The sequence below is a fragment of the Pseudoclavibacter sp. RFBI5 genome (assembly GCF_002931395.1).
In the GTDB taxonomy this organism is placed as follows: Bacteria; Actinomycetota; Actinomycetes; order Actinomycetales; family Microbacteriaceae; genus Pseudoclavibacter.
On sequence record NZ_PSYA01000005.1, the window covers coordinates 1 to 16,517 of the forward strand.

13 protein-coding genes are annotated in these 16,517 nt (G+C 68.4%); 7 read left to right on the plus strand and 6 right to left on the minus strand.

Features of this window, described 5'->3' with window-relative positions:
• Window positions 1-194: 194 nt before the first annotated feature.
• The 5 genes from C5E06_RS03995 to C5E06_RS04015 are packed head-to-tail and all read right to left on the minus strand — an operon-like array spanning window position 195 to window position 5,801.
• Window positions 195-1,502 carry a DUF58 domain-containing protein gene (locus C5E06_RS03995; RefSeq protein ID WP_104306064.1) on the minus strand — a complete coding sequence of 436 codons (1,308 nt, stop codon included), beginning with the start codon at window positions 1,500-1,502 and terminating at the stop codon, window positions 195-197.
• 58 nt (window positions 1,503-1,560) lie between these two features.
• The gene (locus C5E06_RS04000) at window positions 1,561-2,514 is read right to left on the minus strand and encodes a MoxR family ATPase (protein ID WP_104240388.1); all 954 of its coding nucleotides are present in this window, start codon (window positions 2,512-2,514) and stop codon (window positions 1,561-1,563) included.
• The gene (locus C5E06_RS04005) at window positions 2,504-3,802 is read right to left on the minus strand and encodes a DUF4350 domain-containing protein (protein WP_104306065.1); all 1,299 of its coding nucleotides are present in this window, start codon (window positions 3,800-3,802) and stop codon (window positions 2,504-2,506) included. Before C5E06_RS04005 ends, C5E06_RS04000 begins: the two co-directional genes overlap by 11 nt.
• Complete coding sequence (locus C5E06_RS04010; protein ID WP_104306066.1) at window positions 3,799-4,476, minus strand: DUF4129 domain-containing protein; 678 nt, start codon at window positions 4,474-4,476, stop codon at window positions 3,799-3,801. The genes C5E06_RS04005 and C5E06_RS04010 overlap by 4 nt, the downstream gene beginning before the upstream one ends.
• Window positions 4,476-5,801 (minus strand): hypothetical protein, encoded by a 1,326-nt coding sequence (locus tag C5E06_RS04015; RefSeq protein WP_146081181.1) that lies wholly within the window; start codon window positions 5,799-5,801, stop codon window positions 4,476-4,478. The genes C5E06_RS04010 and C5E06_RS04015 overlap by 1 nt, the downstream gene beginning before the upstream one ends.
• 118 nt (window positions 5,802-5,919) lie before the next feature.
• On the opposite strand from C5E06_RS04015, the gene mtrA reads away from it, so the two are divergent.
• The 6 genes from mtrA to secA all read left to right on the plus strand — a co-directional run bounded on the left by mtrA (window position 5,920) and on the right by secA (window position 15,210).
• Complete coding sequence (mtrA, locus tag C5E06_RS04020) at window positions 5,920-6,609, plus strand: MtrAB system response regulator MtrA (protein WP_104240392.1); 690 nt, start codon at window positions 5,920-5,922, stop codon at window positions 6,607-6,609.
• 1 nt (window position 6,610) lies between these two features.
• On the plus strand, window positions 6,611-8,752 hold the full coding sequence (mtrB, locus tag C5E06_RS04025; RefSeq protein WP_258067483.1) for an MtrAB system histidine kinase MtrB: 2,142 nt from the start codon (window positions 6,611-6,613) through the stop codon (window positions 8,750-8,752).
• On the plus strand, window positions 8,749-10,467 hold the full coding sequence (locus tag C5E06_RS04030) for an LpqB family beta-propeller domain-containing protein (protein WP_104306067.1): 1,719 nt from the start codon (window positions 8,749-8,751) through the stop codon (window positions 10,465-10,467). The genes mtrB and C5E06_RS04030 overlap by 4 nt, the downstream gene beginning before the upstream one ends.
• A gap of 77 nt (window positions 10,468-10,544) precedes the next feature.
• Window positions 10,545-11,333: a ComF family protein gene (locus tag C5E06_RS04035; protein ID WP_104306068.1), complete on the plus strand. Its 789-nt coding sequence runs from the start codon at window positions 10,545-10,547 to the stop codon at window positions 11,331-11,333.
• 111 nt (window positions 11,334-11,444) lie between these two features.
• A complete protein-coding gene (gene hpf, locus C5E06_RS04040; protein ID WP_104240395.1) occupies window positions 11,445-12,113 on the plus strand; it encodes a ribosome hibernation-promoting factor, HPF/YfiA family in 669 nt (222 codons plus the stop codon).
• A gap of 142 nt (window positions 12,114-12,255) precedes the next feature.
• Window positions 12,256-15,210: a preprotein translocase subunit SecA gene (secA, locus tag C5E06_RS04045; protein WP_104240396.1), complete on the plus strand. Its 2,955-nt coding sequence runs from the start codon at window positions 12,256-12,258 to the stop codon at window positions 15,208-15,210.
• A gap of 89 nt (window positions 15,211-15,299) precedes the next feature.
• Here secA and C5E06_RS04050 read toward each other — a convergent pair whose 3' ends face one another.
• The gene (locus tag C5E06_RS04050) at window positions 15,300-15,767 is read right to left on the minus strand and encodes an Rv3235 family protein (RefSeq protein WP_146081182.1); all 468 of its coding nucleotides are present in this window, start codon (window positions 15,765-15,767) and stop codon (window positions 15,300-15,302) included.
• A 138-nt stretch (window positions 15,768-15,905) separates the two neighbouring features.
• Between C5E06_RS04050 and C5E06_RS04055 the strand changes: the two genes are divergently transcribed.
• Entirely contained in the window at window positions 15,906-16,502 is a 597-nt protein-coding gene (locus tag C5E06_RS04055) for a hypothetical protein (protein WP_146081298.1), read from the plus strand.
• Window positions 16,503-16,517 lie beyond the last annotated feature (15 nt).

The window sequence follows — 16,517 nt, forward strand, 5'->3', positions numbered from 1 at the left end:
ACCCTGTGGGAGAGTAGGTCACCGCCGGACTTCTTCATAAGCCGGGGTTGGTTGTTGAGTGAGCAGAGATGCTCCTCGATGACCAACCCCGGCTTTTTTGTTGCCCGAAAACAACAGCATTGCAGGCGGAGCGGCGAATGTGCGCCAAGGCCTGCTGAGATGAGCCCCCGCAGCCCTGGCGCACGCTGAGACGCCTAGAGGCGGCCCGTGGCCTTCAGCTCGATGTAGTGGTCGGCGATCGCTGGCGGCAGCGCCGATGGCGTCCCTGTCACCGTGTCCCCGCCGACGCGGAGAACCGTCTGACGGACGCGCTCCTGGTCCAGGAGCGCGCGCTCCGCGGCCGACGCAGCATACGTCTGCTCACGCGTCTCACGACGCACGGCGACCTCGTGAACATCCGGGTTCAGCACCGACCCCAACACGACGACGTGCTTGCTCGCCAGCTGCGGCAGCGCAGCGATGACGGGCTCGAGGGTGCCACCGGTCTCCAGCGTCGACAGAATGACCACAAGAGAACGGTGTGTCGTCACTCCACGCACCAGCCCTGGGATGGCCCGCCAATCCGTCGCGATGAGTTCGGGCTCGACATCCGCGAGCGACTCCACCATGCGGCTCAGCAGCTCAGCCCCCGAGACGCCTTGGATGCGCGCCCGCACTCGACGGTCCCAGGCGACGACATCGACGCGGTCACCCGCACGCGTCGCCAGCGCCGCGAGCAGCAGCGCCGACTCGATGGCAGTATCGAGGCGCGTCTCGTCCGCGACGCGAGCCGCCGACGTTCGCCCGGTGTCGATCACGATCACCACGCGGCGGTCACGCTCGGGCCGCCAGGTCCGTACGACCAGTTCCTGACGACGAGCGGTGGCTCGCCAATCGATCGAGCGGACGTCGTCGCCCCGCACGTACTCGCGCAGCGAATCGAACTCCGTGCCCTGCCCACGAACCATGAGGCGCGTGGCGCCGTCCAGCTCGCGGAGGCGCGCCAGACGTGAGGGGAGATGCTTCCTCGAGTTGAAGGGAGGGAGCACCCGCAGGACTCCGCGGTCAGCGAGGCTCACCTGTCGGGCCGCCAGCCCCATCGGACCCCAGCTGCGGAGCGTGACGAGCTCGGCCCGACGGTCGCCGCGGCGCGACGGAAGCAGCGGGAACTCGGCCACGCGGCGCTCGCCGACTGGCACATCCAGCTTCGGTCGGTGCTGCGTGCCACCGGCCGTCGGCTCCCAGCCGTCGCGCACCTGCAGCCGCAGCGTGCGTGAGCCGCGGTTCGTGATGGCGACGCGGCTCACGGCCGCCTCGCCGAGGCGGACCCGCGAAGGCAGGCTCCGCTCGATCTCCACCTGACGGGGTGCCCCCGCCAGGAGGACATCCGCGATGGACGTGAGGAGCACGAAGAGCAGCCAGATCGCCAACGTCACGTACGCCGATTCGGCGGTCTGCCCGAAGAGCACCACGGGTACCGCCCCGACGGCGGTCAGGAGGACAAGACGTCCACTCACGACCATGCGCTCACGCTTCCCTTCCAGCTCTCGACTTCAACGGTGATTGCGCAGCTTGCAGGGCTCAGATCGGAACCTGCACCTGCGCGAGCACGGAGCGGAGGATCGCATCGGCACCGACGCCCTCCAGCTCGGCTTCCGGCCGGAGCTGGAGGCGGTGGCGGAGCACGGGAAGCGCCATCGCCTGCACGTGATCCGGAGTCACCGCCTGGTAGCCGCTCAGATATGCGAACGCCTTGCTGGCCGACATGAGGGCCGTCGCCCCGCGGGGAGAGACGCCCATCCGCACGGACGGAGACTGCCTGGTCGCGCGGGCGATGTCGACGATGTACGCCAGCACATCCGCTCGCACCTCGACGGCAGCCGCCTCAGCCTGCGCTCGGCGCAGCTCCTCGGCAGAGAGGGCGCTCCGTACCCCGGCAGCCCGCAGGTCACGCGGCGAGAAGCCGGCGGCATGCCGCCGGAGCACTTCGAACTCCGCGTCCCGGGACGGGAGCTCGAGGACGAGCTTCAGCAGGAAGCGGTCGAGCTGCGCCTCGGGCAACGTGTACGTGCCCTCGTACTCGATGGGGTTCATCGTCGCCGCCACGAGGAAGGGAGCCGGGAGGGCGCGGGTCACGCCGTCGGCGGACACCTGTCGCTCCTCCATCGCCTCGAGCAGGGCCGACTGCGTCTTCGGCGGCGTGCGGTTGATCTCGTCGGCGAGGAGGATGTTCGTGAAGACGGGGCCCTCGCGGAACTCGAACTCGCCGGCTGCGGAGTCGTAGACCAGCGACCCGGTGATGTCGCCCGGCATGAGGTCCGGGGTGAACTGGACCCGTTTCGTGTCGAGCGACAGGGTCTCGCTCAGCGTGCGCACGAGCAGCGTCTTGCCCACGCCGGGAACACCCTCGAGCAGTGCATGCCCTCCTGCCAGGAGGGCCACGAGGAGGCCGTCGACGGCGCGCTCCTGTCCGACGACGGCCTTGGCGACCTCGCCGCGGACTCGCTGCAGTGCTTCACGGACATCAGTGCTCATAGGTGCCTCCGTAGTTCTCGGCGGTGCTGCTTGGGTCGGTGATCGTGGGGCGGGCCTGGCGAGGGCGGGCGCTGCTCGGATCGACGGCTGCTGCGACTTCCCGTTCGAGGGTCAGCAGCGCTTGGCTCAGATCGAGGAGCTCGGCCTCGCTGCCGGGAACGGCGTCGAGCAGCGTCCACGCGACTGCGGCTCGGTTCGCCCCGAGGGCCGCAGCGCTCGATGTGATGATGTCCTGGACGTGGCTCGCGCGCGCTAGCCCGAGCGACCTCGCGAGACGAGTCGTCGTGCCGATGCGGAGATTGTCGATGGCGCGAAGCCGGGCCCGCTGCTGCGCGTAGAGCCTGCCGCGGCCCTGCATCGTCTCGGAAGCCTCGACGACGACTGGCAGCCGCTCCTCGACGAGGGGCCCGAAGCGGCGTCCTCGCCACACCATCACTCCGAGCAGCGAAGCGAGCGCGATGAGGATGGTCGGCGTGAGCCACGGCGGGACGTAGGTGCCGAGCGACGGCTGCGCTCCGAAGACCGACTCGGCGTCGGCGACGCCCGGCACGTACCAGACCAGCGACTCCGTCTCGCCGAGGACCGCGAGACCCATGGCCGCGTTCGCGGCGCTGAGCACTTCGCCGTTGCTGAGGTTGTCGGTCGCGCCCAGCGCGGCGAGCTCCGTTCCGGAGGCGAGCTTCGTCTCGACGTAGGCGAAGCGCGCGGACTCGGCGTAGCAGGCGCTGCCTCCAGAGGCCTCGTCACCCAGCTGGTACAGCCGCGCACCCCGTTGGGAGATGTCGGGGGCGAGATCTCCGAGCGGCGAAGCGCACTCCTCGCCTGCGGCGACCGTGTCTGCATCTTCACCGTCGGCACCGACGCCGCCCACGACGATCGCACCGTCGAACGCCTCGAGGAGGTCTCGGCTCGGTGCGAGGAGCAGCACCCGCTCCGCGTCGAGCTCCGCGACCTGAGCTGCGAGGTCGTCGACGGCCAGGCCGTCACGGTCGTGGACGACCAGCGTCGTGTCGCCCTCAGCGTCCAGCAGCTGCGACCGAGCCTCCTCGAGGCTCGAGGCCGCGCTCGTGGACACCCCCTGGTCGCCGAGCACGGTGAAGACGGCCTTCGCTCCATTGGGCTGTGCGGAGTCAACGCCGAGATACGGCGAGGTCGCGCTTGCTATCCCCCCGGCGAGGAGCGCGCTGGTCGCGGCGATGACGACCGCACCCGCGGCGATGAGCAGCCACGGACGCGCGCGTCTGAGCCGCTCCGGAACGGTCGGCGTCGCGGCGCGCGTGATGCTCACGAGGAGCGCCCGGAGAACGAGGCCAGCTTGACCGGTGCTGCCGAGTCGAGCGCGAGGTCGAGATCGCGCAGCTGGTGCCAGTCAGCCTCGGAGGCTCCGAGACCGAGGTACCTGGCAGCGTCGAAGGCCTTCGCGGCGACGTGCAGCGCTGGAGCGTGACCGGGGAACGAGACGCCCGTCGCCTCCGCGACCGCCGTCGCCGTCATCCCAGGACTGAGAGAGATCACCGTGCGCTCATGCACTGCCCGAGCGAGCGCCCGGAACTGCTCTACGACGGCCGTCTCGAAGTCGCCTCGCGATGCCGCCGCGGCTGCGGAACCGCGCAGGTCGCGAGCAGAGCGTTCATCGCCGTCGAAGAGATCCGCGGGCATGCCGGTCCGTCGCCTCGCCCGTTGCGCGAGGATCGGCCGACCGATGAGCAGCGCGAGGACGCCGAGGACGACAACTCCGCCCAGGATGAGCGCGATCGGCGAGAAGCCCCCTGGCACCCCCTCGATGGGCTGGAGCAGGTCATTCACCCAGTTCCAGAAATCGTCGATCCAGAGATCGAGCCAGGTGGGGGAGGCCTGCGTGTACTCGGCCTTCGCGAGCTCACCCTGCAGAAGATCGCGCGCCGGATCCTCGTCGATCTCAAGCGGCGGCTCCATCGAGCCGACCCACGGGCCGAGCCGCATCAGCGCACGTACCCCGGAGCCCCCGTCGCGGAGACCGGCCGCTGCACCTGCACGTCGAAGTCAGCATCGGCGATGTCGGCACCGGCCGCGGACTGCTCCGCATATCGCTGCAGGGTGACGCCGAGCGCCTCCTTGCGCATCCGCAGGTCGAAGTACAGGATCGTCGCGTTCCCGCTCGTCAGGACGAGGACGATCGCCCCGAGGAGCACCTGCAGCGCGGAGGTGATGAGCAGGATCAGCGCGAACGCGACGATCGTGCCAGCGTCAGGTTCGGACGACTCGCCACTTCCGAGGGGCAGGATGATGACCTGACCAAGGCTGACGGCCAGCTGCGCGACCGTCGAGACGGCGCCGGTGGCGACGTTCAGGATCACCTGGATGACGACGACGACCCCGAGCACTCGCCAGAAGTTGCCATGGGAGAGGTTCCAGCTGCGGCGGATGGCGGCGATGGGGCCGAGGCCCTCGAGGACGATGGCGCTCGGGGCGAACATGATCTTGATGCCGAGCCACACCATGAGCACGACCGTCGCCCCGCCGAGGAGCAGCGTGAAGATGACGCCGAGCCCGATCGAGCCGGCGATCGTCGCCTCATCTCCGCCTGACCCCGAGAGGACGGCGAACATGATGAGCGGGATGAGGAGCCAGCCGACGGCGATGAGCACCACCGCGCCGACTCCGACGAGCAGCGCGTACCCGATCAGTCGCCAGATGCCGCGCCACCCCGCGCGCCAGGCCTCCTTGAAGCCGAGCTTCTCGCCGATCGCGCCACGGGCGACGACGCGCACGAGGATGCCCTGCAGGAGCGCTGAGCCGACCCCCGCGACGGCGAGGCCGAGGATCGCGGCAAGCGATGTCAGCGTGATGGAGGAGACCAGCATCGGCGCGATGTCCTCTTGGCTTCCCCCAAAGGGGATGCGCGTGAACATGAGCATTCCGACGACGACGGGAAGCAGGCTCGCGAAGAGCGTCGTTGCTCCCATGACGATGACGGCGCTCCCGAGCGTTGTCTTCGGTGAGGTGCGGAACAGGCGGAACGTCGCGGCGAGAGCGTCGCCGAAGGCGAGCGGACGGAGGGGGAAGAGGCCGGGCGTCGGGGCCGGCATCCACTGACCGCCCGGCTGGCCCTGGCCCGGTTCCTGCGGAGGTCCGTACTGCCAGCTCGCCGGGCCGGGTGCGCCGTACTGATCGGGCTGCTGTCCCTGCCATTGCCCCTGGCCCTGCCAGTGACCGGCCTGCGGGAAGGCGCTCGGCGTCGGCGCTCCGGGCTGCGGCGGATACGCGTGGTTGGGCTCGGGTGCGTGCTCGTATGGGCCATGCGTCACGCGTCCATCGTGGCACACCCCGCGCCGCGCACTCTGGGTTGAGCCTCTGAGGGGACTATGCCCGCTACGCTGAGGGAAGCGCCCGGTCTCGGGCAGGTTCTGGAACAGGGAGGGTTCTGTGGGCGAACGCATCCTCGTGGTCGATGACGACCTCGCGCTGTCGGAGATGATCGGCATCGTTCTCAGGGCCGAAGGCTACGAACCCGAGTTCTGCGGCGACGGCGCGGCTGCCCTCGGCGAGTTCCGTCGGGTCAAGCCGGAACTCGTCCTGCTCGATGTCATGCTTCCCGGCCTGGACGGCATCCAGATCTGCCACCTGCTTCGCGCGGAATCCGGCACGCCCATCATCATGCTGACCGCGAAGTCGGACACGACCGACGTGGTCCGCGGGCTCGAAGCCGGTGCCGATGACTACATCGTCAAGCCCTTCAACCCCAAGGAGCTCGTCGCTCGCATCAAGACCCGGCTGCGCGCGAGCCAGCCGGAGGTGCAGAGCATCATCCGCGTCGGCGACCTCACGTTGAACGTCAACGCGCACGAGGTCCTGCGCGGCGAGGAGCAGATCAACCTGACTCCGCTCGAGTTCGATCTGCTGCTCACGCTCGCCGCGAAGCCGCAGAAGGTCTTCACACGCGAGGAGCTGCTCGAGCAGGTCTGGGGCTACCAGTACAAGGCCGACACGCGTCTCGTCAACGTGCATGTGCAGCGCCTGCGCGCCAAGGTGGAGCACGACCCGGACCACCCGAAGATCGTGGCGACGGTTCGCGGCGTGGGGTACCGCGCTGGGAACACGACCGCGTTCTCCTGACGTGAGCGCAGTAGCCCGGCGGACGACCTCCACCCCTTCTTCTCGGACGCCCGACGTCGACACGGAGGGCATCCGCGTCCCGTACCGGTGGCGCTCCGCGCACGGGGTCTGGCGGAACCTCGTCTTCCTCTGGCGGACGTCGCTTCCCTTCCGGACGATCGCGCTCTCGGTCGCGTTGACGACGGCGACGGTGCTGTCCGTCGGCTTCGTCATGTCCAACTCCATCGCGAGCGACCTGTTCAACTCGAGGCTCAGGCCCCTCGTCTCGGAGACCGAGCGTGCCGTGACCGCGGCTCAGACGGTCTTCGCCTCAGGCGAGGAGACCGACAGCGCGGCCCTCGAGACCCTGCAGACGCTTGCGGTTGACGCGGCGCAGGACTCGGCGGCCAACAGCTACGGCGTCATCTTCATGCAGGGGGCGTCGGACGGCGAGGAGCAATCCAACGAGCTGCGGGCGCTGGCGAAGGGGCCAGTCTCGGCCGATCTGGTCTCGCCGGAGCTGAAGGAAGCGGTGAGGTCGGGCGCGGAGACCGCGGCGACCGGAACGACCTCGGCGTCGCCGCAGACGTACTACCAGTCGATCGCGCTCGTCGACGAGTTCGGCAACGAGGTGCCCGGCATCGTCATCGGCTCGACCGTCACCGTGCAGAGCCTCGGCCAGTACGAGATGTACTTCGTGTACTCGATGGAGGAGACGCAGCAGACGCTCGACTTCGTGCAGCGCACCCTCGTGGTCGCCATGATCGTCCTGGTGCTCCTGGTCGCCGTCATCACGGGGTTCGTCATGCGGGCTGTGATCCAGCCGATTCGGGAGGCCGCGAAGACGAGCAGGCGCCTCGCGGCGGGGCACCTGGAGCAGCGCGTGCCGGAGTCGGGAGAGGACGACATCGCGACGCTCGCGAGGTCGTTCAACGAGATGGCGGACAGCCTGCAGGACCAGATCGAGCGCCTCGCGAACCTGTCCCAGGTGCAGCAGCGCTTCGTCTCAGATGTCTCGCACGAGCTGCGCACGCCGCTCACGACCATCCGTCTCGCCGGTGGGATGCTCTTCGACCGTCGCGACGACTTCGACACCGTCACGGCGCGGTCGGTCGAGCTCCTCCACGACCAGATCGAACGGTTCGAGATCCTGCTCGCCGACCTCCTGGAGATCTCCAGGTACGACGCCGGAGCGGTCGAGATCCTGCGGGAATCGAACAGCCTCGCGACCGTCGCCGACGACGTCATCGGCGCCATGACCCCGGTCGCGCTCGATCACGGCACGCGCCTCGTGCTCAAGGCGCCAGGTGGCTACGGGGAGTCCGAGTTCGATGCCCGCCGCATCAACCGCGTCGTCAGGAACCTCCTCGGCAACGCCATCGAGCACGGGGAGGCGAAGCCGATCGTCGTGTCGGTCGACTCCAACGAGTCTGCCGTCGCGCTGTCCGTGCGCGATTACGGCATCGGCATGACCGAGGCCGAGCGCACCAGGGTCTTCGACCGCTTCTGGCGCGCCGACCCGTCGCGCAAGCGCACGATGGGCGGGTCCGGTCTCGGTCTCGCGATCTCGCTCGAGGACGTTCGCCTGCACGAGGGGCGCCTGGAGGTCTGGTCGGAATCGGGCAAGGGGACGAACTTCCGGCTCACCCTGCCGCGATTCGTCGGCGGCAAGATCATGGGCTCACCGCTTCCGCTCGAGCCCGGAGATGCAGGTGCCGCCACCGTCATGATCGACGAGGAGGACGTGTCCTCCGAGGCGTTCACCGACGAGGACGTCGACACTCAGCCGATCGAGCTGCCTGACCTCGTCGGCATGCGCTCCTCCAACGCCGAACCGCTCGTCTCCTCGGCACCCACGAACTCGATGGATGTCATCGAGGCGACGTCCCTCGACGAGCCGGCCCAGACCCCAGCACCCTGGGACGATGCGGAAGCTGTTGTGGTGACCAGCTCGGCTCCCGAGTCCGTGCCTTCGCTTCCCAGCATCGACGACCACGATGGTGATGATCACGATGGCGGCGATCACGACGGCGATGCCGACACGCGCCGCGAGGACCACCAAGGCGACGAGGGCACGCGCGGCGAGGATGCGCGCGAGGACGCAGAGGACGAGGACCCGCCCGTCGGGGAATCAGCAGAGCAGGGGCAGGAGGAGCGGACATGAGACGAGCTGCGAACCGACGGCGCGCGACGCGGGGAGCCGCGGCAGGAATCCTGGTCATCGCGATGCTCGTGCTCGTCGGATGCGCCCGCATCCCGACCTCCGGCCAGGTCCTCGCGGGCGAGTCCGAGCAGCAGGAGAGCGACCAGTCGTACAGCTTCTTCCCCGACCCGCCGCGCGACGGCATGAGCCGCGAGGAGGTGATCGAGGGGTTCCTCGATGCAGGAACGGGAACACAGAACGACTACGAGGTCGCTCGGGAGTACCTCGACGAATCGTTCCGGCAGGAATGGGACCCGAACGCCCGCATCATCGTCACCGCCTCCGTCCCTGATGTGGTCGACGACGGGTCCGATCGGGTCGAAGCGAGCTACAAGTCCTCGGCCAGCGTCGATGCCGAGGGCATCTACAGCGAGCTCAAGAGCGGGACGACCGAGCGCCTCGACTTCACGCTCGCCCAGAACGCGGACGGTGAGTGGAGGATCACGGAGGCGCCTCCCGGCATCGTGCTGCTGAACCAGAACTTCCGCAGTCTCTTCAAGAGCTACACCCTCTACTTCTACGACGACACGCTTTCGCGGCTCGTCCCGGACGTCCGGTGGTTCGACGCGCAGCAGACCGCGATGACGCGCATCGCGCGTGCCCTGGTCAACGGGCCGGCGCCCTGGCTCGCCGAGGGCAACGTCGTCAGCGCCATCCCCTCCGACGTGACGCTGCTCGGCGCCGTGACCGTCGAGGGAGACGTCGCCGATGTCGACTTCTCGTCGGTTCTCTCCTCGGCCTCTCCCGAACGATATTCGCGGATGCTCTTGCAGCTCACCGAGAGCTTCGCCGACTTCGAGTCGATCACGAGCGTCACCATGTCCATCACAGGCGTCCCGATCGACCAGGATCTCCCTCCTGAGGACGCCGTCGTCGTCAACCGACAGGTGACCAGCACCCCCCTCGTCTACAAGGGCGGCGAGCTCGGATTCCTGAGCGGCGTCAACGTGACGGCGTCGCCGGAGACCGCGGCCCTGCAGGGGGCGATCGCCTCCCTCACCCCGCAGAAGGGCGCCTACTCGAGCGCCGGCGATGTCGCCTCGTTCGTGACGCCCAACGGCGTCTACACGACCCCGATCGCCGTCCCCGACCCGCTGCTCGTCGACGCCAGGCCGGGTCCCCTCGCGATGAGCCTCGACAGCTGGGGGTACACCTGGACGGGCAGCACGGATGGTTCCGGGCTCCGTGCCACGGATGTCGACGACCGTCAGCACAGCTGGCTGGAGCCCGCGGAAAACGTCGGCGCGACCGGCTATCGGTCCATCGCCGTGTCTCGAGACGGCGCCAGGCTCGCGGTGCTCGAGAACAGCTCCGTCGGAGTCAAGGTCGCCGTCATGGCGATCGAACGCGAGCCCAGCACCAACCGGCCGATCGCGCTCGGCAACCCGCTCATCCTCGAGCCGGGCGGCGCCTCGCCGATCGACCTCGCCTGGGTCGATGAGACCTCGCTCGCGGTGCTCGCGACGGGGAGCGAGGGCACGGCCGAGGTGCGCACGCAGACGGTCGGTGGCACGGTCAGCGTCAACGGCGCCGTGCTCGAAGGGCAGCAGATCACGGGGAGCAACACGCCCGCCGGTCTTCGAGTGCTCGACAAGGACCGCCATATCTACGTGCCGAAGGGCAACAGGTGGCAGCAGTCGGAGGCTGTCGTGGACTTCATCCTGACCCAGGTGTGATCAAGGGCCGGTCTCGGTTCTCCACAGCTCCGGGATCGAGGCAGCGTCTCGCCCTCGCTTGTCGTCATGCTTGGACGATGCCTCTGCCCGCCGGCGTCACAGCGCTGCTCCACGACCGGGTGGAGCGACTGCGCGCAGCTTCGCTCGACGCACTGGCGGTTCTCCTCCCCGTCGCCTGCGCCGCCTGCGGCCGGCTCGGTCGCGCGCTCTGCCGGGGCTGCGCTGAGCAGCTTGCCCGGCTCGCTGCGGTGCGGGCGTGCGGCGTGAGGATCATCGCCGCTGATGGAGGCCGGATCCCCGTCATCGCCGCCTGCGCCTACGAGGGCTCCGTGAAGGTGCTCCTCGCCTCGCTCAAGGAACGGGGGAGAGCGGATGCGGCGCGCCCGCTCGGGGTGCTCCTGCGGTCGGCGGTCTCGGGGTTCGCCGCCGCTGCCAGAAGCGGTCGGGAGGCGGCGCCGCACTCCGGGCCCGTCTCCGCGACCTGGGTGCCGGTGCTCATCCCGTCGTCGGCGAGCTCGATCCGTGCTCGTGGCTACGCGCACCTCGCTCTGCTCTGGGAGCAGGCGCTGCCAGGGACGAGGAGTGTGCGGGCGCTCCGACTCGTCCGGCGCGTGCAGGACCAAGCTGGGCTCACGGCCCCCGCTCGGGCCGAGAACCTGCGGCGCGCCTTCGCCGCCGACCCGGGAATGGCAGGCGCGCGGGTGGTGCTCGTCGACGATGTCGTCACGAGTGGCGCGACGATGCGTGAAGCGGTCCGTGCCTTGGAGAGCGTCGGCGCGGTCGTGGTCGGATGCGTCGTCGTCGCCGAGACAGTCGGCAGATCTGCGAGGGCAGCGCGCCCGGAAGTCGACACGCGCGGAGGGTAGGGCATGTCTGCGAAATCGCAGACAACACCGGGTGAATAGGGGTCTACGATTGCGGCACAGCATCACGAGGCAGTGACACCTCGGCCTCGTGCAGAACGACAGGAGAGTGACATGGAAATCACGATCACCGGTCGCAACACCGAGATCCCGGACCGCTTCCGCGAGTACGCCACCGAGAAGGCGCTTGCGAAGGTCTCGCTTCTCGATGGCAAGACGCAGGCAGCGGAAATCAAGCTGACCAAGCGAACCGACAGGGCTGGAAACCTGCTCGACAAGGGCAAAGTCGAGATCACGCTCTTCGGACCCGGCCCGGTCGTCCGCGCCGAGGCCGAGGCCGGTGACAAGTACGCGGCCTTCGATCTGGCCCTGGACAAGCTCGTCGAGCGACTTCGCCGCAACAAGGACCGCAAGAAGATCCACCGCGGCCAGCACACGCCACTCCGTCTCCAGGAGGCGGCCGCCGACAACTTCGCGCAGATCGACGTCACTCCCGCCAACACCGACACGATCCGCCTCGTCGAATCCGGCGCCACCGCGTCGGAGATCGAGGCCGAGGAGGAGAGCCTCGAGGAGCTCTACTCGCCCGTGGTGATCCGGGAGAAGACCTTCGCCCCCAAGCGCCTCAGCAACGACGAAGCCGTCGACCACATGGAGCTCCTCGGGCACGACTTCTTCCTCTTCATCGAGAGCGAGTCCCTCCGTCCGAGCGTCGTGTACCGACGCCGCGGCTGGGACTACGGAGTCATCGCGCTCGACGAGAACTCGGTTCCCGTCTCCTAGTTCCGTTCTCGCCCACCTCGCCCCGGTCGATGCATCCAGCATCGGACGGGGCGAGGTGCGTAGAATCAACCGATGTGCACAGCACGGGCTGTGCTTCGCCGCGCGTTCTCGCGCCACTTGCGTCAACCAGTAGGAGCAGACCTTGGCCTCAGTTCTCGAGAAGATCCTCCGCATGGGCGAAGGGCGCACCCTTCGCAAGCTGGAGAGCGTAGCCAAGCAGGTCGGTCGCCTCGAGGACGCCTTCAAGGAGTACAGCGACGACGAGCTCCGTGACATCACGGTCTCGTTCCGTGAGCGTCACGAGGCTGGGGAGTCGCTCGACGCTCTCCTCCCAGAGGCCTTCGGTGCCGTCCGCGAGGCCGCGGGACGTGTGCTCGGCCTCCGGCACTACGACGTGCAGCTCATGGGTGGGGCGGCGCTCCACCTCGGCAACATCGCCGAGATGAAGACCGGTGAGGGCAAGACCCTCGTCGCGACCCTGCCCGCGTACCTCAACGCCATCGCCGGCAAGGGCGTGCACGTGGTCACGGTCAACGACTTCCTCGCGACCTACCAGTCCGACCTCATGGGCCGGGTCTTCCGTGCCCTCGGCATGACGACCGGATGCATCGTCGCGGGGCAGTCCCCGGCCGAGCGCCGTGAGCAGTACGCCGCCGATGTCACCTACGGCACGAACAACGAGTTCGGCTTCGACTACCTCCGCGACAACATGGCCTGGCGATCAGAGGACATGGTGCAGCGCGACCACTTCTTCGCGATCGTCGACGAGGTCGACTCCATCCTGATCGACGAGGCCCGAACGCCTCTCATCATCTCCGGGCCAGCGCAGGGTGACGCGAACCGGTGGTACTCGGAGTTCGCCTCGATCGTGCGCAAGCTCAAGGAGGGCCGCGACTACGAGGTCGACGAGAAGAAGCGGACCATCGGCGTGCTCGAGCCGGGTATCGACCGAGTGGAAGACGCCCTCGGCATCGACAACCTCTACGAGTCGGCCAACACCCCGCTCATCTCCTTCCTGAACAACGCCATCAAGGCGAAGGCGCTCTTCAAGCGCGACAAGGAATACGTCGTGCAGAACGGCGAAGTCAACATCGTCGACGAGCACACCGGCCGCATCCTCAAGGGCCGACGCTACAACGAGGGTCTCCACCAGGCCATCGAGGCGAAGGAAGGGGTGCAGATCAAGGCCGAGAACCAGACGATGGCGACGGTCACGCTGCAGAACTACTTCCTCATGTACGACAAGCTCGCAGGCATGACCGGTACGGCCGAGACCGAGGCCGCGGAGTTCATGAGCACCTACAAGCTCGGCGTCGTGCCCATCCGCACGAACCGCCCCATGCAGCGCAAGGACAACCCCGACCTCGTCTACAAGAACGAGAAGGTCAAGTTCGATCAGGTCGTCGAGGACATCGTCGAGCGCCACGAGACCGGCCAGCCTGTCCTGGTCGGCACCACGAGCGTCGAGAAGAGCGAGTACCTCTCGAAGCTCCTCGCGAAGCGCGGCATCAAGCACGAAGTGCTCAACGCGAAGAACCACGCACGCGAGGCGGCGATCGTCGCCCAGGCTGGGCGCCGAGGCGCCGTCACGGTCGCGACGAACATGGCCGGCCGCGGTACCGACATCATGCTCGGCGGGAACGCCGAGTTCCTCGCCGTCGCCGAGATGACGGCGCTCGGTCTCGACCCGCAGGAGAACGCGGACGAGTACGACGAGAAGTGGCTCGAGGTCTTCGGCTCCATGAAGGAGCAGGTGAAGAGCGAGGCTGACGAGGTGGCTGAGGCAGGGGGGCTCTACGTCCTCGGCACCGAGCGTCACGAGTCCCGCCGAATCGACAACCAGCTCCGCGGCCGCTCCGGCCGTCAGGGCGACCCCGGCGAGAGCCGCTTCTACCTGTCGATGACCGACGACCTCATGCGTCTTTTCAACACGGGAGCGACGCGCGCGATCATGGCAGGCGACGGAACACCCGACGACCTCGCCCTCGAGTCCCGCATCGTGTCGAGGGCCATCCGGTCGGCGCAGTCCCAGGTCGAGTCCCGCAACGCCGAGATCCGCAAGAACGTGCTCAAGTACGACAACGTGCTCAACGAGCAGCGCACCGCGATCTACAGCGATCGCCGCCGCATCCTCGAGGGCGACGACATCGCCGACAAGGTGCAGAACTTCCTCACCGACGCCATCGACGACATCATCCAGGAGCACACGGGAGATGGCACGGGCGACGACTGGGAGTTCGACGCCCTGTGGACCGACCTCAAGCAGCTCTACCCGGTCGGCATCACCGAGGACGAGCTCTTCGAGGAGGCTGGCGGGCGCAGCAAGCTCACGAGGAAGATGCTCGAGGAGGAGGTGCTCTCCGATGCACGTCTCGCGTACGAGCGTCGTGAGGAGTCGATCGGCGAGGAAGCGACCCGCGAGCTCGAGCGACGCGTCGTGCTGAGTGTCATCGACCGCAAGTGGCGCGACCACCTGTACGAGATGGACAACCTGAAGGACGGCATCGGTCTGCGTGCGATGGCCCAGCGCGACCCGCTCGTGGAGTACACGCGTGAGGGCTTCGCGATGTTCCAGCAGATGCTCGGCAGCATCCGTGAGGAGTCCGTCGGGTTCCTCTACAACCTCGAGGTCACCGTCAAGAAGGACGAGACCCCGTCTGCGAGTGAGACCCCGGACGTGCAGATCGTCGCGAAGGGGCTGGACGAGAAGGCCCAGACCGCGTTGAGCTACTCTGCCGCGACCGACCAGGGTGAGGTCGAGGTGCGCAACGAGCGTGGCCAGCTCAACCAGCGGGCGACGGCGGACGCGAAGCGTCGCGAGCGCGACCTCGGCACTTCGTCGGCGCTCGACCAGGCTCGTGAGGAAGCCGGCGAGGAGCCCGCGGCACCGGTCGCGAAGGCCCCGCAGGGCACGCGACCCCGCCAGCCTGTCTCTCGCTCGGGGAACCCCGCCAAGCGTCAGGCTGCGGAGCAGGGCGAGCAGGCGGAGGCGGAGTCCTCAGGGCCGGCTGCAGGCAGCTCGTTCGGCAAGGGCGCGACGTCCAAGCCGGGTGGACAGCCAGCGGGCAACCGGGCTCAGCGCCGCAGGAAGAAGTAACGACGGCTGCTCGGAGTCGAGCACCCTGACCAGCGGGCGTCCCACAGTGTGGGGCGCCCGCTGCGTCGTCCGAGGCGCCGCAACCGCGATCAGAGCACGTGGATCGCGGACGCCCGCCAGCGACGGTCGAGCCCTTCCAGCCGCACGGTGACCGCGCGAACGCGCGCCCCGAAATCGAGGATGACAACCGCGTCGACGATGTTCTCGCTTGTGGTCTGCACTCGCAGGCTGAGCTCCACGAAGTGCGGGCGTCGCGTCGGTCGCCGTCGTGCCTGCCGCGCTCTGTTCGCGTGCTGCGTGCGGATGAGGAGATGGCGGAAGACGTCGTCGGTGACCCACCGTGAGAGCTGCTCGATGTCTCGGACGCCCGCGATCACCTCGACGACGCTCCTCGCGAGGTTCGAGATGAGCGGGCTCGGTTCCGGCAGGTCGCTCGCGGCCGTGCGCTCGCGGACGAACAGCGGATCGGCATCGATGAGCACCCCCGCCCCGGACGTGGCGGATGGATGAGCTGCATCGACGGCGCGTAGCGCCCCGATGCTGCGCGCTGGCAACATGCGGCCCCCGAATGTTCTGCGGCGATTCCCCCCGAACCGCCTGGCGTCATGAAACCACGCGTCCGGCTCGGCTCGCGAGGTTCGAACTGCCCTGTGGATAACCCTCGCCGCTGCTGCGCCTGCCCCTACGCTGGCCGCGTGCGCTGGGACGACATGTTCGACGACCTCGCAGGTCAGCTTCAGGGCGGGATCGACGACGAGGCCGCCAGGCGCGCCATCGACGACGAACGGCTGCGGGTCGGTCGGCTCTCGCTGCGTGAACGGCTCGTCGCGCTCGCGGAGAGCGGTGACGAGCCCGTGTCGCTGCAGATGTCCGACGGCTCGATCGTGGCGGTGCGCCCACGGGCCTTCGGCAGCGACTGGCTCTCGGCCGAGCTCGTCGCGGAATCGGGGCGAGTTCGCGTCTGCATCGTGCCGACTGCCGGCATCGCGTCGTTGGTGCTCACGGAGGCGCAGCTGCTCGCGAGCCTCCGCGAGTCAACGGGGAACAGGCCGGGCGATCTCTCCGGCAGGCTGGGGCTGGCGTTCGCACTCCGAGACCTTGGTCGGCGCCGAGCGCAGTGCGAGTTCGTCGTGACCACTGGGTCGATCGTCGGCACCATCGACCGCGTCGCCCGAGACCACGTCGACGTCGCGGTGCACGAGCGAGGGGTCGCGCGTCGCTCGAAAGATGTCGTCGCCTACCGGATCATCCCGCTCGACGATCTGCGTCTTGTGGTCCTCGCCGGCGACTGAGCCGCGGACCGGCCG

Excerpts from the sequence above, each read along its gene's own strand:
- C5E06_RS04035 (WP_104306068.1), top strand. The coding sequence starts at position 10,545 with ATGCCTCTGCCCGCCGGCGTCACAGCGCTGCTCCACGACCGGGTGGAG.
- C5E06_RS04030 (WP_104306067.1), top strand. The coding sequence starts at position 8,749 with ATGAGACGAGCTGCGAACCGACGGCGCGCGACGCGGGGAGCCGCGGCA.
- hpf (WP_104240395.1), top strand. The coding sequence starts at position 11,445 with ATGGAAATCACGATCACCGGTCGCAACACCGAGATCCCGGACCGCTTC.
- C5E06_RS04010 (WP_104306066.1), bottom strand. The coding sequence starts at position 4,476 with ATGCGGCTCGGCCCGTGGGTCGGCTCGATGGAGCCGCCGCTTGAGATC.
- C5E06_RS03995 (WP_104306064.1), bottom strand. The coding sequence starts at position 1,502 with ATGGTCGTGAGTGGACGTCTTGTCCTCCTGACCGCCGTCGGGGCGGTA.
- C5E06_RS04000 (WP_104240388.1), bottom strand. The coding sequence starts at position 2,514 with ATGAGCACTGATGTCCGTGAAGCACTGCAGCGAGTCCGCGGCGAGGTC.
- C5E06_RS04050 (WP_146081182.1), bottom strand. The coding sequence starts at position 15,767 with ATGTTGCCAGCGCGCAGCATCGGGGCGCTACGCGCCGTCGATGCAGCT.